The organism is Methylomonas subterranea, from assembly GCF_024505185.1.
Taxonomy (GTDB): Bacteria; Pseudomonadota; Gammaproteobacteria; order Methylococcales; family Methylomonadaceae; genus Methylomonas; species Methylomonas subterranea.
The window spans coordinates 1-23,081 of record NZ_JANIBJ010000037.1 but is presented as its reverse complement, the minus strand read 5'-3'; the positions used below and the strand labels follow the sequence as shown (position 1 = coordinate 23,081).

Here is a 23,081-nt window from a genome sequence, read left to right as displayed (position 1 = left end):
TATAAAAAATCATGGTCAATCGTCAGTATCCTTCCACTCAGGCACTTTCGGTAAACCCCAGGCCGCTGGCTCTGGCAATACGTATATTGCTGGCCGGCGGATTCGCCGGTGTGGCCGGCCTGGGGTCGGCGCGCGCGGATTCGCCGTTGCCGGTGCCCACCAATATCGATGCGTTGACCACGGCCGGTCAGGCTACCGCCGCCATCAACGGCAAATCGATGACCATCAATCAGATCACCAACAAGGCCACCCTGGATTGGCAAAGTTTCAACATCGATAAAGGCTATCGGGTGGAATTCGTGCAGCCGTCGGCTACCTCGGTGGCGTTGAACAATATTCATCAGCAGGATGCCAGCAAGATTTTCGGTGCGCTGACCGCCAATGGCCAGGTTTACCTGATCAACCAAAACGGTTTTGTGTTCGGCAAGGATTCGCAGGTCAACGTCAATGCGCTGGTGGCCAGCACGCTGAATATCAGCCAGGCGGATTTCGATGCCGGTATCACCAAGGTGTTCGATCTCAACAAAAACAACAACGATTTCGCCACCAGCGCCGCCGCGCTGAAGGGCAATGGCGAAATCTTCATGAAAAACAGTCAAGGCCAGTTTGTGCTGGATCAGCAGGGCAACAAGGTCAAAATCCAGATTTTCGTCGAACAGGGCGCCAGCATCAAAACCCACGGCGAAGGCGGACGGGTGATTCTGGCGGCGCCCAGCATCACAAACGCCGGCAGCATTGAAACGCCGGACGGCCAGACCATTCTGGCCGCGGCAACGGACAAGGTCTATCTGCAGGAAGCCAGCGACGATCCGGATGTGCGCGGCCTGTTGGTGGAAGTCGGCACCGGCGGTGACGTCAACAATGTCGGCAAGATCATTGCCGAGCGCGGCAATGCCAGCCTGATCGGTTTCGCCGTCAATCAAAAAGGTATAGCCTCGGCCACCACCTCGGTGCAACTGAACGGTTCGGTGCGCCTGTTGGCGCGCGAAGGTATACAAACTCCCAGTTCGGTCAGCGGCAAATTGCTAGGAAAGTCGACCAAGCGGTCGCAGGCCTTGGGTGACGATCTGGGCACCAGCGCCACGGTCAATCTGACCGCCGGCAGCCGCACCAGCGTCGATCTGGATGCCGACAAAACCCTGACCGCCATCGATGCCCAGGAACAACCCGATTCCAAAATAGAAATCAGCGGCCATAAGGTGTTTTTGCGCAAGGGTTCGCTGGTGGAAGCCAAATCCGGCGATGTCGACATCCAGGCCTTGGACAATCCGGCCGCGCCTGACCTTAAGGGCTCCGCGCGGATATTCATCGAGGACGGCGCCAAGATCGACGTCTCCGGGGTGAAAAATGTCGTACAAGCAGCCGACAGCAATGTGCTGGAAGTGGAACTGCGTAAAAACGAATTGCGCGACGCGCCCTTGCAGCGTGACGGGGTGTTGTTTACCGAGAAAGTCAAGGTCGATATCCGCGACGCAAACCTGGTTTATGACGAAAACGGTAAGCTGGTCAGCGCCAGCATCCCGGTGGCGGACATTAAGGGCGCCGTGGACCGTATCGCCCGCAATATCGATGCCCGCAGCACCGACGGCGGCAGCATCAAACTGAAATCCAGCGGCGACGTGATTACCCAGGCCGGCAGTACACTGGATTTTTCCGGCGGTTCGGTGGCTTATCGGGCGGGTTATATCACCACCAGCAAAGTCGTCAGTAACGGGCAGATTTTCGGCATCGAGGCAGCCGACCCCGATCGAACTTACGACAAACTGTTCGAGCAACGAAGCTATAGCGAAGCCTATGTGGAAGGCAAGGCCGGCGGCAGTCTGCAAATCAACGCTTACGAGGCCATTCTGGAAGGCAACTTGAACGGCAAGACCGTCAACGGTCAACTGCAGCGCCTGCCCAGCCAATGGGCGGCCGCTAGCAGTGTATTGATCGATCTGATCAACGGCAACAATTTCGGCAGGCAGGATGTCACTTTCGATGCTCGGGCGGTGATGCTGGCACTGGGGCCGCTGGATCCCATTCCGCGCAAAAACAGCGGCAACCCCGAAGCGCTGGCCTTGAATCTGAATCCGGGCATGTTGCGCAATTCCGGAGTACGCAATCTGAGCGTGCGCACCAACGGCGACCTGATGTTGACCGAAGGTACGCGGGTCGACTTGCCGGCCGGCGGCAAACTGGATTTGACCGCGCGTAACTTCAATGTGCAAGGTAGCATCGTCACGCCGTCCGGTACTGTAAATCTGCATCCGGTGGTGCTGGACAATATCAGACTGCCCACGGCCATTACCCTGGGCTCGAAAGCCCTGATCGACGTCAGCGGCCTATGGGTCAACGATGCCCTGGATCTTTTGCAAGGCCGTAGCTTGAGCCCGATTGCCTTCGCCGGCGGCCAGGTGAATCTGGTCAGCGAACAACGCGACCTGACCCTGGAAGCCGGCAGCCGGATTCTGGCCAACGGCGGAGCCTGGCGGAAAGCCAATACCCGGGTGGAGGCGGGCGAGGGCGGCGACATCAGCTTGCGGGCACAAACGCATCTGGCCGGGGTGCAGCCGGCCAGTTTGATCCTGAAAGGTTCCGTTACCGCCTGGGGTTTGCAGCAAGGCGGCAAATTGACCCTGGAAAGCAATGAAATCGTCATCGGCAGCGCCGCCGATCTGCCGGCGCGCGTCGGCAACGCCCAGCCGCTGTTGCTGAACCCCGGCTTTTTTTCCCAGGGCGGCTTTGCCGATTACGACCTGATCGCCAATCATTACGGCCTGAAGGTGGCCGACAATGTGCAGCTGAATCTGCGCCAAAGCAACCGGCAATTGACGTCCGCTGCCGCCAACGCGGCGACCGGCGGCAATCTGCGGAATTTCAGCAGCGTCGTAAGCCTGCCGGCCTATTTGCGCAAACCGGTTAATTTGTCCCTGTCATACGCGGAAATGAACGCGCATCGGCCCGAGGAAAGCTTGAGTATCGGTCGGGGAGCCTTGATTCAAACCGACGTTGGCGGCTCGGTGACGCTGAATTCCTCCACCTCGATATTCGTCGACGGCACCATCAATACGCCGGCCGGCCATATCGCCCTGAATGTAACCATACCGCCCGTGGTGTCCGGTTTTTTCGACGGCCAGGGCATCTGGCTGGGTAGCGGCAGCCGCTTGCTGGCGCGGGGGGCTTTCGTGCAAGCGCCCGACAGCCTGGGCCTGGTCAGCGGCGAAGTATGGGACGGCGGCACGGTGGAACTCAACGCCAATCGCGGTTATATCGTCAGCCGCGCCGGAGGCAAAATCGACGTCTCCGGCACCTCCGCCGCGCTGAACATTCCCGCGCTGCTTAACGGCAAACTGGTGCGGCCGCTACGGCAGGTAGCGTCCGACGGCGGCTCGATTCACTTGAGCGCCGGCGAGGGCATGCTGCTGGATGGCGGCCTCAAAGCCTCGGCGGGCGGGGCGGGCGCGGCCGGCGGCACTCTGGCGGTCACCCTGGATCGAGGTTTACGGGCCAAGCCGGAATTGCCCATCTCGGGCAGCCTGTTTCCGGACGATCCGGGCCGAAACCCCAATCTGGCTTACCGGATCGAAATCTCCGCTGGCAATACGGACAGCATTCCGGCCGGGCTGGCCGACGGCGGGATTATCGATCCGGCGGTCTTCGGCGGCAGGGCCATCCTGAACAGCAACCGTATAGGCCAGGCCGGATTTGACTCCCTGGTATTAACCACCGACAGCGTGCGGGTCGGCGGACTTTACAACAGCGGTATTTTGTTCAAGGGCGACGTGTCGTTAAAGGCCGGCCGCCAGATCATTCTGGACACGCCCAGCCTGCAATCCGATGGCGGCAAAGTAAGGCTGGATGCGGCCTATGTCGCCCTGGGATCCTCGCAAAGCCGGGTCGGCAATCAGCTGGCGCCCAATGCCAGCGGCGGCGGCCAGTTTAGCGCCAACGCCCAAGGCCTGGAATTGGTCGGCGGGTTGGCATTTAACGGCTTCGGCAGCGTTGCGCTGAACAGCAGCGGCGATTTGCGCTTGCGCGGTTTGTTGGATGCGGCGCAAAAGGATTTTCGCGGCCAGTTGAAGGTGGCGGGCGACCTGACACTTAAAGCCAATCAGCTTTATCCGGGCACCCTGACCGATTACACGATCGATGCCGGCAATCATGCGGTCACCTTTCTCAACAGTCCCGGCGCCGCGGCACCGGTGTTTTCCGCCGGCGGCAAGTTGACGGTAAATGCCGCCAATATTTATCAGCGCGGCACCCTGAAAGCGCCGTTCGGCAGCATCACGCTAAACGCAAGCGATGCCCTGCAACTGGCCGCCGGCAGTCTTACTTCGGTTTCCGCCAACGGTTCGGTCGTGCCGTTCGGGCGCGGCTCCGGCGGCACCGATTGGCTGTATCCCCTGGATGCCAGCCAAAACAACAACATCGTCATCGATACGCCGCCGGCCAAAAATCTGCAGTTGAGCGGTAAGGATGTGGATTTGCAAACCGGAGCAAAAATCGATCTGTCCGGCGGCGGCGATCTGTATGCCTATGAATTCATTCCCGGCCCCGGCGGCAGCAATGACGTATTGGCGGCGGGCAACGGCAGTTTTGCCTTGATACCGGGTTTGAACTCGGTATTGACGCCGTTCGATCCCTTGGAGTCGGCCGGTACCGGCCTGCAAAACGGCGACCGCGTTTATCTGAATGGCGGCGGCGGACTGGCGGCCGGTTGGTATACCTTGTTGCCGGCGCATTATGCCTTGTTGCCCGGTGCGTATTTGGTAACCCCGCAAGTCGGTACCCAAGATATTGTTCAGAACAGCGCAAATACGGCGGGAGCCGCCGTGGTGGTCGGCCGTTATGGCGTGGCCGGCACCTCCATCAGCGACAGCCGCACCCAGGCTTTTGTCGTGGAGCCGGGCCGCATCGCCCGCACCCGTTCGCAGTTTATCGATTATTTCGCCAACGCCTTCTTTGCCGATAAAGCCGAGAAAGCCGGCCAGGCTGCGCCGCAATTGCCGCGCGATGCCGGCAGCCTGGTGCTGTCCGCGCAAAACACCCTGAAATTATCCGCCGATTTGTTGGCAACACCGGCGACGCGCGGTTTGGGCGGCCAGGTCGACATTACCGGCAGTAAGCTGGCGGTGGTGGCCAGCAGCGCCGACTTGGCAGGCCTTGCAGCCGGCACCGTTGGACTTTTGGCCGGGGATTTGAATAATTTCGACGCCCCCAGCCTGCTGCTGGGCGGCAAACGCAGCAAGGAGGCGCAAGGGCAGCGCATCACGGTGTCGGCCAGCGATGTCAGCGTGGCGGAAAATGTGAGCTTGATCGGTGACGAAATACTGTTGGCGGCCAGCAACCAATTGCGGCTGCACGCCGGCGCATCGATCGAAAGCAACGGTAAAACCGGCGTGGCCGGCGGTACACTGCTGGTGAAAAATCAAGCCGGCGGCAGCGATGGCGCCTTATTGCGGGTTTCGTCCGCCGGGCAGGTGACGGTGAGCAGGGATCAAACCGTGACCGGCAGCAAAGGCGAACTCGTCGTCGAAGCCGGCGCCAGCATCAAGGCGGCCGGCTCGACTTTGCTGGACGCCAGCAAAAATACCGTGTTCGACGGCAATATCGACATGAACGGCGGTTCGCTGGCGCTGAATTCCAGCCGCATCAGCATCGGCGCCGCGCCCGCCAATACCCCGGGCTTGGTATTGAGCAATACCAATTTCACGCTGGACGAGCTACAGCTTAACAGCGGCAGCGATTTCGATATTTACGGCGGCGTCGATTTCAATGCCAAACAGTTATTGATTTCCGCCGCCAACATCAACGGCTTTGACAATGCGGGCCAAGCCGCCGGCATCCGGGCCGATTCGATTACCTTGACCAATCGCTCGGCCAGCAGCACGCGCAGCGGCACCGGCAGCGGCATCTTGAATCTGCTGGCCGATGAAATTCATTTGGGTAGCGGCAGTTACGGCATAACCGGATTCCAGACGGTCAATGTCACCGCCGCCCAAGGCATCAACGGCATTGGGCAAATCATAGATGCCGCCAGCGGCAACAGCAGTTTTGCGGCACCGGCAAGCTTGAAAGTGGCGGCCGACCTGAATCTGAATGCCGCTTACTTCAGCGGCGGCAGTGGCGCGACGACAGCAATCGATGCCACGGGGCATCAGGTGAACTTGACAGCGTTGAATGCCGTACCGGACAGCGCGAGGGTCGGTCTGGGCGTCAGTTGGTCGCTTACCGGCGATGCCATCGGCGGCGTGGGCCGCTTTCTGTTGCCGTCCGGTATTTTGAATCTGCGGGCCAAACAGGGCGATATCGACTTGCAAACCGGCAGCCTCATCGACGTCTCCGGGCGGGCGCTGGCCTTTGCCGATGCGGTGAAATATTCCGCCGGCGGCACGGTGAATCTTAAAGCCGATAACGGCGATGTCGGTCTGGCCGAGCAAGCCGAGATTCGCTTGGGCGGCGCCAAGTCGATCGCCGCCGAGCAACAAGCCAGCGATGCCGGGCAGTTGACGGTCGCTGCCGCGCAAGGCCAATTCGACTGGCGGGGCTCGATTGACGGCAAGGGCGCCGCGCAAACCGATAGCGGTTTGCGTCAGGCCAGTTTTACGCTGGACGCCGATACGCTGGGCGATGTCTCCGCGTTGAGCGGGCAATTGAATCAGGCTGGCTTTAATCAGGACATCAGCCTCCGACAACGGCAGGGCGATTTTACCCTGGCCGCCGGCGACAGCCTGAACGCGCGACAGATTTCCATAGAGGCCGAGCAAGGCAAGGTGCTGGTCGACGGTATTTTGAATGCGTCCGCCGCCAAGGCCGGTGCGGTGCAGGTGTACGGCCACGACGGTATCACGCTGGGCGCAAGCGGGCAGATTCTGGCCAAGAGTACGGCGATCGGCGCGGACGGCGGCAAAGTCCTGCTGGATACCGTGCACCGAGACGACAGCGCTAGCGGGTTATTGGATCTGTCGGCGGCGGGCGGTTTGATCGATGTCTCCGGCGGCCAGAACGGCAACGGCGGCGCGCTGCATTTGCGTAGCGGTCGCGACGGCAACAGCGTCAATGTCAGCGCCATTAACAGTACCTTGCAAGGTGCCGATCCATTGCGCAGCGCGCTGGAAGCGACCCGGGTTTATGCAGGTGTCTCCAACATTACCAGCGGCCTGATCAATACCTGGAACAGCGACACCGCCGCGTTCATGAACAATCGGCCGACCTTGGCCGGCAGTTCGGCAAGTCTGTTCGAGATTCTGCCCGGCATAGAAGTGCGCGGCAGTGGCAATTTGACCTTGGCCGACGACTGGAATTTCATGCGGGGCGTCTGGTCGGAAGCCGATGCGGCCTGGGATTCCGAGTGGCGCTATCTGGATAGTCAAGGCAACAAAAGCCTGCCGGGTTTCCTGACCCTGCGGGCGGGCGGTGATTTGAATATCAACGCCTCCATCAATGACGCCTTTGCCGATACACCGCTGCCCGGCCAGGGGTTGATAGATGAAAGCTTTGCCAGCGATTTTCTGTCGCAAGATTTGTTGCAGCCCGGCCTGTCCTGGAGTTATCGCCTGGTGGCCGGCAACAACGTCAATCTGGCGCATAGCCGTGCCGGCGAGCAGGTCAAGGTCAGAACCGGTACCGGAACGATCGATATAGCGGCCAGCGGCAATATCACCTTCGTGGCCAAAGCCGGCGATGCCAAAGCCGCGGCGGCGGTTTACACCATGGGTACCACGGCGCAATACACCCGTAGCCAGTTGTTGAACGGCGAAATTCCGGGCATTCCGGCGCAAAACAGCGGCGAAACCGTAGCGGCCTACTTGGCGAGATTGGGCGCGGCACAACTCGACAGCTTGTTGCGCTACGGCTTGCTGGATGAACTGGAAATCGCCCTCGGCGCCAATTTGTTGGCCGAATTTCCGTCCCTGGGTGGCGACGTCACGCTGAATGCCGGCGGCAATATCAGCGGTATTCAGACCGGGCAGCAAATCAGTGACTGGCTGGTACGGGCCGGACAATGGCAAGCCGGTAGCGGCAGCAATAAAGCCACCGCTTGGGGTATCAACGTCAGCGGCGACCGTAATTTCGACGCTATCGATGTCAATGAAAACGGCAATGTGGTATTTTCCGGCGCCAACCGCTTTTTCAACCAGAATGTCGGTGCCTTGGGCGGCGGCAATGTCACGGTTCAGGCCGGCGGCAATGTGACCAATCTATCGGTGATGATACCCACCACCGGTAAACCGCTGGGCATCATCGATGACGCCGGGCAATGGCTGCAAAACGGCACCTTCATCAACGGCGGCGGCGATCTGCGCGTGGTGGCGGGCAACGATATCGTCGGCGGCGAATTTTATACCGGCCAGGGCAGCGCGGCGCTGATAGCCGGCGGCGGCATCGTTCAAGGCACTATCCCCGCTTCCGGGCAAAAAATCGGCGTGCTGCTGGATGTCGGCGACTCGGTTTTCGATCTGCAGGCGCGGCGGGACATTCATCTGGCCACGGCACTCAACCCGACCATCCTCAAGCAAAAAGTGCTCGGCGATTTGGGCAGCAATGTCGACAGCCGTTTCTTCGGTTTTACCGGCGACAGTGCGGTCAATTTGCTGTCCACGGCCGGCAACCTGCTGTTCGAGAACGATCTGCAGGCGATCAAGTTGCTGAAAGGCGTCGCCAACAACGACGGCAGCGCTTTCGAGTATCTAGTGTATCCGGCTACGGTGAGGGCCGCCGCGTTGTCCGGCGATCTGCGCATCAACGGGGCCATGACCTTGTTTCCGCATGCCGACGGCGAATTGCAGTTGTTGGCCAATGGCAATATCGGTTCGGATCTGACGTCCGGCCTGGTCAGAAAAATCAGCGTTAACATGTCGGACGCCGATCCGGCCTTGCTGCCGGGTATGGCTAATCCGGCACGGGCGGTGGACGGTAGTTTCATTTCCGGGATTTTATTGGCGCGGGAACTGCTGGATGCCAATTCGCCCTTGCCGTTGACCATTCACGCCGCGACGCCAGTGCATCGGGATGATAACACGGGACCATTGATTGTCGCCAAGAACGGCAGCATCGATTTTGCCGCCAGTCTGGAAGCGACTTTCCACTTGCCGCAAGCGTCTTCGTTCATCGCCGGCAAGCACATCAACAACCTGTCGATCAATGGACAGAACCTGTCGCCCACGGATGCCACCTTGATCATGGCCGGCGGCAACATCAATTTCGATACCAATATCGATGCCAACGGCAATGTGGTGTTTACCAAAAACAACCCGCAGTTTTTCCGGATCTCCGGGCCGGGGCAATTGCAGGTGATTGCGGGCGGGGACGTCGTGTTGGGTAGCTCCGGCGGCATACAAAGCGTGGGCAATATCCTGAATCCGGCCTTGCCGTCCGAGGGTGCCAGTGTCTCGGTGCTGGCGGGAACCGGTGCCGGTATTGATATCGCCGGCTTCGTTCAACGCTATCGGGCCAAATATCCGGCCTTACTGCAAGATATGGGCGATTTGGACGAAATCGAGCTAAAGCGGCGGCTGGGTTTGGTGTTGCAGGTGTTCTTCGCCGAACTGGAAGCCTCCGCCAAGGCCGCGGCGGTAACGCCGGAAGGGCAGCGCGGCGCGGCCTACCAGCGCGGCAAGGACGCAATTGCCGCCTTGTTCCCCGGGGAAACCTATCGGGGCGACATCAGCTTGGTATTCAGCGCCATCAAAACCCTGGCCGGCGGCGACATCAATCTGTTGGCTCCCGGCGGCAAGCTGGATGTGGGCTTGACCGGTAAAAAAGCCGCCGACGAGTTGGGTATCGTGGTGCAGCAAGGCGGCGACCTGAATATCTTCACCCGGCATAACGTCAACGTGAATCAATCGCGAGTGTTCACCCTGGGCGGCGGCAACATTATGGCTTGGTCGTCCAAGGGCGATATCGACGCCGGCAAGGGCGCCAAATCGGCGCTTTCCGCTCCCAAACCGATTACCTCGGTGGATGCCAACGGCAATATCGTTACGGTATTTCCGCCCATCATATCCGGCAGCGGCATTCAAGCCATAGGCGGCGGCGACGTGACGCTGGCGGCGTTGGAAGGGGTGGTGGATGCCGGCGAAGCCGGTATCAGCGGCGGCAATATCACCATTGCCGCCACGGCGGTGATAGGCGCTTCAAATATCCAGGCCAGCGGTGTCGCCACCGGCGTGCCGACCGCGGTGGCCGCGCCGGTGGTGCCCAGCGGTGCCGATGGCGCCGCCACTAGCGCCAGCCGTGCGGCCGGCATGACCGATCAAGCCGGAAACAGTGCGCAGCCGCCGAATCAGGAGGGCCAGCAAAAATCCGCCGTCACCGTGCTGACCGCCGACGTGGTCGGTTTCGGCGATTGCAGCGTGTCGGACATTAAAGAAGGCAAGGCGGGCTGCGGTTGACCTGCGTGGCTGGAGCCTTCGCCCGGTTTCGGGCGAAGGACTGTGTCGAACCGGGGGAGGCATATCGCTTGCTTATCCGTCGAATCCATGCCGCCGCCCGTTATTGACTATTTCGGGCGCGCCGGCTGCTCGGAGGATGACCGAAAATCAGCACGGTGTTGATATATCAACACCAAATCAACACATGTTGCTGATATATGAACAGTCATTCAGCAGGGTGGCGGGCTAAGTTGCTGAAATACAGTGTTTATTTTTGGGTATATATATTGCTTTTACCTTGTAAGCCGTCGCGCTGGAGTGCGCTTTCAGAACCGGCGCGCGATTTGCGAGAACAGTGTTTGCCAGTTGCGCCCGGATTCAACCTCGTTTCGTTTTAATCCTTTAAATAATAGATATGAAAATAAATCCTTGCTTGGCCTTGCTGGCCGGGTTGCTATTTCCGCTATTGGCGCAAGCCTGGTGGAACGACGACTGGAATTCGCGTCGGCAAGTTACGGTGGATGCCGGCGTAACCGGCGCCGACATTCAAGAAACCCTGAGTGATTTTCCCATTCTGGTCAGGCTGCACGCCGGCAATTTCGGCTATTTTGCCGAACTGGCGGACAACGGTCGCGACCTGCGTTTCTTGAAAGACGATAAAACCCCGCTGAGTTATCAAGTGGAGCAGGTCGACCCTTTTAGTGAAATGGGCCTGGTTTGGATAAAGCTACCGCAGGTGCGGGGTGGTATCGCCAGCGACGATTTCTGGATGTATTACGGCAACGCCAACGCGCCCGACGGCTCCAACAGCCAGTCGCTGTACGATGTGGCGCAAGCGCTGGTCTACCACTTCAAGGATGGTGAAACCCTGCCGCAAGATGCCACCGCTTATGCCAGCCATGCAGCCGATTCCAAGGCGCAAATCCTGCCGGCCGGCTACATCGGCGCGGCGGCGCAACTGACCGGCGCGGGACCGATCACGGTGTCGGCTGCCCCGCAACTGGCCGTCGACCCCGGCAAGGGCTGGACATTTTCCAGCTGGCTGAAACTGGAAGCCGCCCAAACTGGAGCTAGCCTGCTGTCGGCGCAACAAGCCGGTAAAGGTCTGGAATTACTGATCGAAGGGTCGGCGTTGTCTGCTCGCTGGTCGGGTGATGCCGGTGTGGCGGAAACCGCGCCGGTCGAACTGGGGTTGGGCAATTGGCGGCATGTGGCTGTGGTGCTGAGTACCGACAAATTGGCGCTGTACTTGGACGGTAGCATCGTCGCGGAAGCCAATATAAGCCTGAGCGCCCTCAATCCCGACATTCGTATCGGCGACAGCCTGAATGCCGTGCTGGATGAAGTGCAAATCGCCGCCACGGCCCGTAGCGCCGACTGGATCAAACTGAGCTTTCGGACGCAAAGCCCTGACTTTGCGGTGATGGCCTATGGAGAGGATGAATCCAACGACAGTGGCGACAGCCATCTGCTGGTGATCGTGCAGAGCACCACGGTGGACGGTTGGGTAGTCATCGCCCTGACCATGATCATGCTGGTGATCGCGCTGCTGGTAATGGTCACCAAGGCGCTGGTCATCAAGCGGGTCGGAAACGACAACCGGCTGTTTCTGGAAAAATACCGTCAGCTGGATCATAAGCGCCTGGGGGCGTTGGATCACGAAGAAAGCGAAGAAGAGCGGGAACTGGCGGACTCGGATTTCCTCACGGCGCTGGTGGGCAAGCACGACCACTTCCAGAGTTCGACTCTTTACCATCTCTATCATCTGGCCATACACGAACTCGAGCAGTTGCAGGGAAGTCCCGACCAATCGGTCAGCACGCAGGCCTGGAATTACCTGAAAGTCAAGCTGGATGCCCAGGTAGTCAGCGAAGTGCAGCGGCTGAACAGCAACATGGTTTTATTGACCATCGCCGTGGCTGGCGGTCCGTTTTTGGGACTGCTGGGTACCGTGGTCGGGGTCATGAACACTTTTGCCACCATCGCCGCCTCCGGCGATGTCAACATCAATGCCATCGCCCCCGGCATTGCCGCCGCCTTGTTGACCACGGTGGCCGGTCTGGCCGTGGCGATACCGTCCCTGTTCGGCTACAACTATTTAATGACCCGCATCAAGGAGATCACCGTCAGCATGAAAGTGTTCGCCGATGAGTTCCTGGCGGTTTTGTCCATGCGCGCCGCGCAAGCCGGAGAACAATAAGTCATGTCCATCGAAATTGACGACAAGATTTACGACGACATTAACGTCACGCCCATGCTGGATGTGGCCTACGTGCTGCTGATCGTCTTCATCATCATGACCACCGCCACGGTGCAGGGCATCACCGTCAACCTGCCCAAGGCCAGCAGTACGCCGTCTTTGTCCAAACCCAAAACCAAGGCAGTCTCCATCACTCCGGACGGTACCATTTATCTGGATACTTATCCGGTGTCGCTGCAGGAACTGGAAACCCGTCTGGCGCAGTTCAAGGCCGCCGTGCCGGATTTGCCGGTGGTGGTAAAGGCCGATGCCAGCGTGCAGTACCAGAAGGTGATCGAGGTGCTGGACATCGTCACCCGTCTGGAAATCTCGCAACTCGGCTTGGTGACGCAGAAGCTGGTCAAGTAGAGAGCATCCGGTTTCGCCGAACGCAGGCAGGAATGGGAGCATGCCGGAAACGCTGAGGCTTATTCCGGCCCACCCATAATGAGACGTCGTTTGGTAGCAGCTGGATAAGGTGGGTACGGCTGAGTGCCCATGCGGCACAAATTAGCGAAAAATCGCATAGACAACGATTTATGAACAAAAAATACGCATGGCTGCGCCGGCTGCCGGTGTTGCTGGGAGTAGCCCTGACACTGTTAGTCGTGATCGCGGTTTACTTGTTGCAGGACCTATTCGAGCGCCCGCCGCAAACCAAAAAAGTGGTGCAACAGATCACCATGATTCAACCGCCTCCGCCCCCGCCGCCGCCCGAAGTGAAGCCGCCTGAGCCGGAAGTGGAGGAGGAAAAGATCGAGGAGCCGGAACCGGAGCCCGAACCGGAGCCGGCCCCCGAGGAAGCCGCGGAGCCGGCGGGCGAGGAACTGGGGTTGGATGCCGACGGCAGTGCCGGCGCCGACGGTTTCGGACTGGCGGCCCGCAAGGGTGGCGCTTCCTTGCTGGGCGGTGGCGGCGGTAATGCCATTGTCTGGTACGGCGGTCAGATCAAACGGCAAGTGGAAGATGCATTGCAGAGTCTTCTGGCCGGAACCGCGGCCATGAAGGAAGACTACAACGTGGTGTTGAGCGTATGGGTGGGCGCGGATGGCCGAATTAGCCGTAGCGAGCTGGTTAGCGGCAGCGGCAAGGCCGATGTCGATCAGGCCTTGCGCGATGCCTTGTCCCGCCTGCGGGCCGGCATCGGTAAGGCACCGCCGGAGAATATGCCGCAACCGGTCCGGATCAGATTGGTCTCGCGGGGTTGATGGGCATGGCAAACAAGAATTGTAACGACTGTAACTTTTATCATTATGAATAGCGCAAGCAAAACTCTCTGCCTTCTGCTGGCCGTCGGCCTGTCTCCCTCGGCCCGGGCCGAGGCCGGCGAAGAAATTCTCAAGGTGAAAAAATCCACCTTCGTCAATCTGGTCGATCTGCTGGTGCAGCGCGGAGTCATCGATCAAAAAGAAGGTCAAGGCCTGGTCGGCGCCGCCCAGCAGGAAGCCGGCGAAATCGCCCAGGACGAAGCCTTGGGTGAAGCGTTGCAAGCCGCCAGCGGCAAAAAACCGGCCGCCAAGGTCAAGCATGTCGGCTATGTGCCGGAGTTTGTCAAAAAGGAAATTCGCGATCAGGTGCGTGCCGAGTTGAAGGATGAAGTCATAGCCGGCGTCAAAAAGGATGCCAAATCCGAGGGTTGGGGCATACCCGCCGCGTTGCCGGAATGGGTGGCGGCAATTCATCCGGATTTCGACATACGTATACGTTTTGCCGATGAGTTTTACGGCAAGGAAAACGAAGGCGGCATTCTCAACAGCGGATTAAGCGGCGATGGTGATTTTATCGGTCCTTACAACTGGATGAATATCAATCGCGCCGCTAACACTCCGCAAGCCGGTTTGTTGAGACAGGTAGGCATGAATCCCAACCAAGCCATATTGAACAACCAGACCGATCGATTGCGGATCCGCGAACGATTCCGGCTGGGTTTTCACGGCGAACTGGCCGACGGTCTGCAAGCCGGCGTGCGTCTGGCGACCAGCAATATCGCCAGCCCGGTTTCCAATGATCAGTCCCTTGGCAATACCGGACAATCCTTCGATTTCGTCATAGACCGGGCCTATCTGAAGTACGACTATCTGGATGGACAAGGAAGCAGTTGGTTTACCGCTTATGCCGGCCGTTTCCTGAACCCATTCGTTTCCACCGATGTGGTGTTCGACCCGGATTTGAGCTTTCAAGGCGTGGCCGGTAGTTTCAGGCTGCCGTTCAACCGCGGCAGCGGCAAGTTTGCCGGCTACAAAACCCCCAATCCCACCGCCCGTTTCGGCATCAACCAGGGCCAGCAGAGCCCGGACAGCGTGTTTATGACCTTGGGGGTGTTTCCGATTCAGGAGGTGGATATTTCCGTCAACGACAAGTGGCTGTATGCCGGACAATTGGGCGCCGATTGGTTGGCGTTCGGTCAGTCGCGTTTCAATATTGCCGCCTCCTATTATGAGTATAAAAACGTCAATGCCCGCAGAAACAAATTCGGCAGTTACGCCAACGACTGGACCGCGCCGCAGTTCGTGCAAAAAGGCAACTCCATGGTGGCGATTACCGACGCCAATACCTGGCTTGGTCAGGATCAACGCTGCGACGACGCGGTCGGTTGTTTGTTCGGTTTGGCCTCGGAGTTCAAAGTCTTTAACGCCACCGCCAGTTTTGATTACGCGGGTTTCGACCCTGTGCATGTGATGTTGACGGCGGATTACGCCAAAAACATGGCTTTCGATCGCCAGCGGATTTTGCGGGAGTTTGACGGCGCCTTCGCCAGCACCGATTTGCGGGACCGTACCAATGCCTATCAAGTCAGGCTGGATGTGGGTGATGCCGAAATTCGCCGCTGGGGCCAATGGAGTGTCAATTTGGCATACCGTTACGTTCAACGCGATGCGGTGCTGGATGCCTTTACCGATTCGCAATTTCATCAGGGCGGTACCGATGCCCGCGGCTGGGCGCTGGGTGCTCAATATGGCCTGAACAGGCACGCCTGGTTGAATATGCGCTGGTTTAGCACCGACAGTATCGATGGGCCGCGTTACAGCATCGACACCATCAATGTCGATTTGAATGCGCAGTTTTAGGGGTAGGCGATATGCATGGTGTGAATAGCGTTCGCGTCGTCCTGTTACTGATGTTGCTTTCTCAGCAAGTCGCGCAGGCGGTGCCGAAAACCAATGACGGAAACGCGGCCATCGTCAAGGCGCAGGGCATGATACGGCAGTTGACGCAGGAAAAAGCCGCCTTGCAAGCCGAAAAGCAGCAGTGGCAGGCGGAAAAGGCAGACCTGGAAGCGCGCGTACAGACGCTGGACGCGAGTGCCGCCCGTTTGCCGGCCTTGCAGTCTCAACTCGAGCATTATAAGAACGCTCTGGAATCGGTTCGCGGCGGTCTTGAAAGCCAGTTGGATCAGGAGCGGCAAAGCCGGCGGGCCTTGTTGGAAAAACATAATACCGTGGTCGGCAAGGCCAAGGCGATTCACGCGGACAATCTGTTGTTGGTCAAGGCCGTACAGGAGCGGGAGCAATGGATGCAGACCTGTGGCGAGCAGGTGCAAAAATTGCGGCAGCTCAATCTGGAGATTGTGCGGAGTTACCGCGACAAGGGCTTTCTGGCGCAACTGGCGGAGTTGGAGCCGTTTACCGGCATCGGACAAGTCGATACCGAAGTAGCGGTCGAGGATTACGTCTATAAACTCAAACAGTTGCAAGTGACGCCTTTCGAGATCAACGAGGCGGAACCGGAGGCGGTACCGGCTGAATCGCCGTTACCGCAAGACGAGGCGCAACCATGAGATGGTCGCGACTGATGGGGGGACTGGTCATGCTGGTCCAAAGCGCCCGGGGACTAGGGGCCGACGCCGTGCCGACTTTCGATGTGCTGGATTTTCAAATCTCCGGCAATACCGTGTTGGAAGAAGAAACCCTGGAGCGTAGCGTGTACCCCTTCATGGGGCCGGACAAGACGGTCGATGATGTGGAAAAAGCCAGGCAAGCCCTGGAAGAGGCCTATCGCAAGGCGGGCTATCCGACCGTGGTGGTGGCGATACCGGAGCAGGACGTTAAGGATGGCGCGGTGCGGCTGGAAGTGACGGAGGGCACCGTGGAAACCCTGCATATCACGGGCTCGCGCTATTACGCGCTGGGCAAGATTCGCGATGGGGTGCCTGCGCTGGCCGAGGGCCGGGTGCCGCACATGCCGGATGTGCAGGCGCAAGTCGGTACGTTGGCGGAACAATCGGCCGATCGCAACATTACGCCTATTTTTCGGGCCGGCTCCACGCCGGGCAAGATGGAGGTGGAGTTGCGGGTGAAGGACGAATTACCCTTGCACGGCAGTGTCGAAGTGAATACCCGCAACTCGGAAAACACCACTCTGACCCGGGTGGTGGGTTCCCTGCGTTACGACAATCTCTGGCAGAAATTTCACAGCGCCTCCTTGTCCTATCAAACCGCGCCGGAAGCGCCGGATGAAGTTTCGGTTTGGGCCGGCACCTATGTGTTGCCGACCGGCTGGGCCGATACCCGTCTGGCCATGTACGGTATCGGCATCAGCTCCAACACCGATTTGGGTATCAGCATAGGCGGTGCTTCGGTATTAGGGGCGGGATCCATTTACGGCGCCCGGCTGGTCAAGCCGCTGTCCAACGCCGGCGACTTTATGCACAGCGCGACTGTTGGCTTCGATTACAAAAGTTTCGATCAGACCATCAATATCGACGGGTTGGACAATCAACCCATCAGCTACGCCTCTTTCCTGTTGGGATATGACGGCGCTTGGCGCGGCGAGGGCAGGGTCAGTTCGCTGAATTTGGGGGCGCATTTCTCTGTTCGCGGGCTGGGTAACGATGCGCGGGAGTTTGAGAGCAAGCGTAACGACGCCACGCCCAACTTTTTGTATTTGACCGCGGATTTTAAACATCAACAGGTGTTGCCGCTGGATTTTCGCCTGCAGGGCAGGGCGTCTGGCCAGGCCAGTTCGGCGCGCCTGATCAGTAACGAACAATTCGCCGCCGGCGGTCCGCTCAGCGTGCGCGGCTATCATCAAACTCAGCAACTGGGCGATCACGGTGTCAATCTGTCGCTGGAATTGCATACGCCCAAACTGGTGCCGGCCGATTGGGACTCGGTACAGAACCTGCGACTGTTGGGTTTTGTGGATTGGGCGGGCTTGTGGACAAACGACCCGTTGCCGCCCACGGAAGCCTATACCGAATTGGCGGCGGCGGGATTGGGTTTGCGCATGCAGGTATTTAAGCATTTTAACGGCGAACTGGACTGGGGTTATCCGTTTCATAAACAGGGTAGCGTGGAGCCGGGCCAGCAGCGCATCGATTTCCGCATGGCGTACGAGTTTTAAACCGATGGCGGGACAGCAGTCGATGGTTGACACAGCAACAGCCGTCAAACAGTTGTTGTTTATATATCAACACCCCGTTGAACGAAATTGCCGGTCTTGGTCGGGAGATGGCGCGGACGGCGCGAAATATGGCGAAATCGATTGTAATTCCAAGGAAAAAAGCAATGGCCAAAAGGGCAGGAGATGAGGGGTTATTGGCATGATAGCTGCATTAAATGTTAGGTTTGTGATGCGCTGAACAATCTCTTATTGCAGTGCGGGTTACGGGCCGCGATTTTTCCCGGTTCCCCGCCAAGGCTACGGGGTTTTGCGGTTTTGATATCGGTGCATTGACCCGTTTCACATTAGTTGCCAGTTCTAGGAGACTGTATGACTTTATTGGCATTTGACGAGCAACAAGCCCGTTCGTTGGCGCAGTCGGTGCGCGCGTCGGCCCTGGTTTTCGACGATCCGGTATCGCGGCGGCTGGAGGAACAAATCCAGCGCATCGCTCCCAGTGACGCTACAGTGTTGATCATAGGCGAGACCGGTACCGGCAAGGAGTTGGTCGCCAGACATATTCATGCACTGAGTTCGCGCGGGCAGCATACGTTTGGCGCCCTGAACTGCGCCGCCCTCAGCGAGAGCCTGATCGAAAGCGAGTTGTTCGGCCACGAAAAAGGCGCATTTACCGGAGCGGTGGCTACCAAGGCCGGCTGGTTCGAAACCGCCAATCAAGGCAGTTTGTTTCTGGATGAAATCGGCGATTTGCCTCTGGGCCTGCAAGCCAAACTGCTGCGGGTCCTGCAGGAGCGCGAAGTGGTCAAGGTCGGCTCCAGACAGCCGGTGCCGGTGGATGTGCGTATCATCGCGGCAACCAACGTCAACCTGGAGGAAGCGGTTGCGGCCCAACATTTTCGGGCGGATTTATATTACCGCTTCAACGTCGCCACCATTCATCTCAGTCCATTGCGCGAGCGGCCGGGCGATATACTGCCGTTGACCAGGCATTTTCTGAAAATCTATGCCGAAAGGCTGGGCTATGGCGAGGTAAAGCTATCGCCCGCCGCCGAGTTGGCGTTGGTGCACTACGACTGGCCGGGTAACATACGGGAACTGGAAAATGCCGTGCATCGGGCGCTTTTGGTTTGTCCGGGCAATCGCTTGCGGCCGGAGGATTTTAAACTGACCGGCGTCAGGGTGTCAGACCATGCCCCGGCCATATCGACCCTGTCGCTGGAAAGCGCCATGCAACGCCTGTTCGAGCAATCGCCGCCCAAGCTTTTCGATATCATAGAGGAGACCATTATTCGTACCGCGTTTGAATATTGCGAGGAAAATCAGGTGCAGACCGCCAAGATGCTGGATATCAGCCGCAACGTGCTCAGGCATAAACTGGGCTTGTACGGCATGTTGGCTAATCATCACAGAAGGATGCCCGAGAAGATAGCTTCATGAATTGACGCCTCCAACAGAAATAATGTTCGCCCGAGCAGATAAAACGTATCGACGCTGAATCGTCACGAATTCCCCCGGCCTAAGCGTATGCCCGATGGCCGGCAAGTCGAGAGTGCTGATTCTGGTTGAGGTTTGCGCAGCCGCGCAGGATTTTTCGCGGGAAATCACCTAAGGTCAACGGCCGATCCAGGGTTGCCATCCATGGCAGGGAAATATCCACTGTAGACCGCGCGGAACAGCATAACCATGACTACTGTCTCGGCGGCAAGGTTTCTGCTTAACCGTTGGCGGCCTTGAAGTGGGACACCGCATCTGCGGCGTGTTTGCCGGCCACATCGGCATGGTTTTGTTTGCCATGCGCGATCGACTCTTCCAATGATTTGATTCCGGCACTGATGTGTGTTTTGACTTCGCCGCTGGCGACACTTTCAGCCTGTTTGGCATGACCAAGGGCGTTTTCCGCGTGAGTCACCAATTGCGGCGCATGCCCCGCGCTACCATGGGTAACCGCATGCTCGGAGTGTTTCAAGGCTTCAACAGCGTGTTCCTCGGCAAACGCACCGCTGGCGGACAATAACAGTGCAGCAAAAATCGCCATATGTTTTTTCATAAAATTTACCTGATAAATGGATGGATTAACTTGAGTGCCGATTATTGCTCAAGGATTGCAGCAGTCCTTGCGAGACCGCGCTTTTGGCAATAAAGGTTTGGCATATCTTGCCGAAATTAGACAGTCAATTTGCGTGCCGATAGTTAAAGCTATGAAATACAAGAGAATTGTATGTTTAAGCCGGGCGGGGCTGCTGTGTAATGAACAGCGGTTGCTGCATGGCTGTTTGCAGAACAGCCGCGTATTGCCTGAGGTAAATCAGTCGAGCACAGCCAGCGGCTAAAGAGCTGTGTGCGTGGGTGCCGGCACGAAGACCAGTCGCTTGTGGGGATAACATCGGCTTTCAGGTTTTATCGCTACATTGCCGGCTTGGAAGTGGCCGGGTCGATATCGACGATTTGTAGAAGCGCGTCCCCATCTTTGGTGTCGTATGAAGATATGGGCTTCGGAGTGCTTGGTCAAAGGACGCCGGACATCCTTGTCGGTTGATCAAGCCAGCTCGTCCAGGTTAAGCGGGATGAGCGAATAGGAGACAGTACCATCCCGCGCTAAAACTCCTCAACCAAGCACTCCGAAGCCCATACCGTGGTTTGTGATGCCGATCAGGGCGCGGACGGCAGGTGAAAACTGCCGAGCTCTGGCGCTATTACCGCTTTTTCGGCATGTGGCGTTCCGGCCGGCACCCAGTCGTAAGGCACGGGTTGGCCGCGATAAAGCTGGTAATTGACGGTAGTTTTGCCGGTTGGCGCATCCTTGCCGGTGCGCGGGTAAGGGTTGATATATTCCCAGACGATGTCGCCCGCCGGCGTCACCTGGAACAAGCGGCCGCTTTGGCCTTCGTCTATGAAGGTGTTGCCGTTGGGCAGGCGGCGGGCCGCGCTGATATGCGTGCTGCGGAACGACCAGGCCGGACCGCCTGAACTCTCGCCCGTGTATTGCCAAACGATTTCGTTTTTGATGGGGGCGATCTCCAACACCCTGGAGCCGCCCGTTCGGGGTACGGCGGCCGGCGGGTAGCCCGCCACGCCCTGGTTGTCGAAAACCAGCAGATTGCCGGCCCCGGGTAGCCCTTCGGGGATGATATGGGCGTCGTGTTGGGCGCTGATTTGATCGACCGGTCTTGGGGTGTGGCGCGGCAGTTGGCCTTCCAGGGTGGCGTCGGCATAGCGAGGTCCAAGGCGCCAGACGATTTTGCCGGTTTTGCGGTCGATGATGGCGATGAAATTGGCATTGCGCGAATCGATCAACAAATTTTCCGGGGCGAAGCGTTGATCGCCGGCCGCAAACCAGCGGTTCGGGCCCACAACCTTAAGGTTGTTGACATGCAGATAATCGGCGATGGATGCATTTTTCACCAGCTTCAATTCAGCCTTGCTGAAGCCGAACTCGTTCAAATGCTCGGAAGCAAGCCATTTCCACACCACTTCTCCGGTGGGGTTGACTTCGTAAATCACATCGTCCAGTACCTCGGGCTGTTTAAAGCCTTTAACCGGATGTACCAGATTTGCCAAAATCACGCTGTTGCCATTCGGCAACCGCGCCCAATCGTGATGCTGTTGCGCCGCGCCGCCAGGCGCCTTCTCGCCGAAAGTCCATACCGGTTTGGCGTCCCAATCCAGTTCGGCCACGGTTTTGGCGATACGCCGGTTGATCTGACCGGGCACCAGACCGGTGCCCTTGCCTTCCGTGGTTTCCAGCGTGACGAAGATATGGCCCAGCTTGCCGCCATTCAAGGCAGGGTCTATCAGCGTGCTATGGCCGGCGGCGTCGGGCCATTCATGTACCGAATTGCCGTTGAGGTCAATCAAGTGGGCGATGTTATCGCCACCCGTAAACAGCACGAAGGAGTTATATGCTTGGCTGGGGTCGTAACGGGTGGTGCCGGTTGGGAAAACGCTGGGGCCGGATATGGCCGACAGGCTGAGCGCGGAGCAAAGCACGATCAAAATGGCTTGTTGCAAGCGGAATGACGAGGTGCCGGTTGAATTATTTTCGGGTGTAGAGATTGAGGGGTTGGAACTGGTCATTGTTTTTCCCGGATGAACGGAAGGGATAATGTTTATTTAAGCAATAACCGAGCCACAATTAAATACCCCGGATTTTTCCGCGCGGTTATTAACTTTCATGCTGCCCGGTGCTGCGTCATTCGGGTGGTTCGGGGTATTTATGAGTGTTGGTCTGGCCTCGGATATCTGTTTGTTTGAGTCTAAGCGCGAGGCATCAAGCCAGTGGGGTTCGGTTGATGGAACTGCTATGCCGCAGTTACCCATTCGGCCGGGTTTGGCATGCAGTCGAGCGGAAAAATATAAGGAGGGAAGCGCGCTCCAAACTAACGATCATGAAGCCTCAGCCCATGAAAGCAGCGCCCTCAGGCGCCGGTTGCTTGCCGGACAAAGCGCCGTGAATACGTCCTTGCCGCCGACGCCTGCTCAACAAGCGACCACCTCGCCCAAATTTTACTTTCACAAGTAAGCGAAACGAGTAGTCATTTGAGTCCTGCGACAGGGCTATAGCGGAATAATTCACGGTCTGGATTGCTGAAATACGGTCAGCACGTCAACAAGGGTTGGCTGTGGCTCAACAGTTTATTCGCGGATTTGAACATCCAGTTTTGCAAGGCAGGATCAGAGTGCGTTTTCGCTAAAGGTCATGAAATCAATAAGCTATGAATAACCCGATGGTAATGGTTGTTATTTATTCCGCTACTGGCATGGTCGTTGCACTTGTGCTTGCAGACGGGCTTGCTCTGTGTTTTTGCAGACGTGAGTTTGAGTTTGCAACCATTGAAATCGGAATAGGTGTGATAGTGATAAATGATTTAACGGGGGTAGGGCGGCTGGATAGCGTCCCAAATGCAATCAGCCGGCGTCGGAAGTTATCGGCCTGCGTGGTGCTGGGAATGGCGGGAGCTTCTTTGCTGGGAGCGACGGAAGCCGGCGCGCAGACGCCCGCGGCCAGGAAGTCGTCCGCAAATGCGCCGGTGGTGGATCAGTCGGTACTGGATTTGCAGGCCAAGGTGGAACAGTTGACCCGTGAATTGGAAGCGTCCAAGCAGCGGGAGCAAGAGCTTCTGAATAAAGGCGCGGCCGTGGCGGCC

At 58.3% G+C, this 23,081-nt stretch carries 11 protein-coding genes; 9 read left to right on the top strand and 2 right to left on the bottom strand.

The features are described 5' to 3' along the window. Nucleotides 1-11 precede the first annotated feature (11 nt). The 8 genes from NP590_RS16785 (at nt 12) to NP590_RS16750 (ending at nt 19,374) form a co-directional block, all read left to right on the top strand. Nucleotides 12-10,376, top strand: coding sequence for a filamentous hemagglutinin family protein (locus tag NP590_RS16785; protein ID WP_256603799.1), 10,365 nt, complete (start codon nt 12-14; stop codon nt 10,374-10,376). A gap of 394 nt (nt 10,377-10,770) precedes the next feature. Next, nucleotides 10,771-12,555, top strand: coding sequence for a DUF2341 domain-containing protein (locus NP590_RS16780; RefSeq protein ID WP_256603798.1), 1,785 nt, complete (start codon nt 10,771-10,773; stop codon nt 12,553-12,555). A gap of 3 nt (nt 12,556-12,558) precedes the next feature. Continuing rightward, nucleotides 12,559-12,963, top strand: a complete 405-nt coding sequence (locus NP590_RS16775; RefSeq protein ID WP_256603797.1) for an ExbD/TolR family protein — start codon at nt 12,559-12,561, stop codon at nt 12,961-12,963. A 170-nt stretch (nt 12,964-13,133) separates the two neighbouring features. Then, nucleotides 13,134-13,802 carry an energy transducer TonB gene (locus NP590_RS16770; protein ID WP_256603796.1) on the top strand — a complete coding sequence of 223 codons (669 nt, stop codon included), beginning with the start codon at nt 13,134-13,136 and terminating at the stop codon, nt 13,800-13,802. Between the two features lie 45 nt (nt 13,803-13,847). Continuing rightward, the gene (locus tag NP590_RS16765) at nt 13,848-15,662 is read left to right on the top strand and encodes a putative porin (protein WP_256603795.1); all 1,815 of its coding nucleotides are present in this window, start codon (nt 13,848-13,850) and stop codon (nt 15,660-15,662) included. 20 nt (nt 15,663-15,682) lie between these two features. Further along, nucleotides 15,683-16,372, top strand: a complete 690-nt coding sequence (locus NP590_RS16760; RefSeq protein ID WP_256603794.1) for a DUF3450 domain-containing protein — start codon at nt 15,683-15,685, stop codon at nt 16,370-16,372. Next, the gene (locus tag NP590_RS16755) at nt 16,369-17,937 is read left to right on the top strand and encodes a ShlB/FhaC/HecB family hemolysin secretion/activation protein (RefSeq protein WP_256603792.1); all 1,569 of its coding nucleotides are present in this window, start codon (nt 16,369-16,371) and stop codon (nt 17,935-17,937) included. Before NP590_RS16760 ends, NP590_RS16755 begins: the two co-directional genes overlap by 4 nt. Nucleotides 17,938-18,306: 369 nt before the next feature. Further along, entirely contained in the window at nt 18,307-19,374 is a 1,068-nt protein-coding gene (locus tag NP590_RS16750) for a sigma-54 interaction domain-containing protein (RefSeq protein WP_256603790.1), read from the top strand. Between the two features lie 277 nt (nt 19,375-19,651). Here NP590_RS16750 and smbP read toward each other — a convergent pair whose 3' ends face one another. Both smbP and NP590_RS16740 read right to left on the bottom strand, forming a co-directional pair. Beyond that, a complete protein-coding gene (gene smbP, locus NP590_RS16745) occupies nt 19,652-19,984 on the bottom strand; it encodes a small metal-binding protein SmbP (protein ID WP_256603787.1) in 333 nt (110 codons plus the stop codon). Between the two features lie 602 nt (nt 19,985-20,586). After that, nucleotides 20,587-22,011, bottom strand: a complete 1,425-nt coding sequence (locus NP590_RS16740) for an arylsulfotransferase family protein (RefSeq protein ID WP_256603785.1) — start codon at nt 22,009-22,011, stop codon at nt 20,587-20,589. Nucleotides 22,012-22,883: 872 nt separating this feature from the next. On the opposite strand from NP590_RS16740, the gene NP590_RS16735 reads away from it, so the two are divergent. Next, nucleotides 22,884-23,081 (top strand): hypothetical protein (locus NP590_RS16735; protein WP_256603784.1); only part of this gene is annotated, 198 nt, incomplete at its 3' end.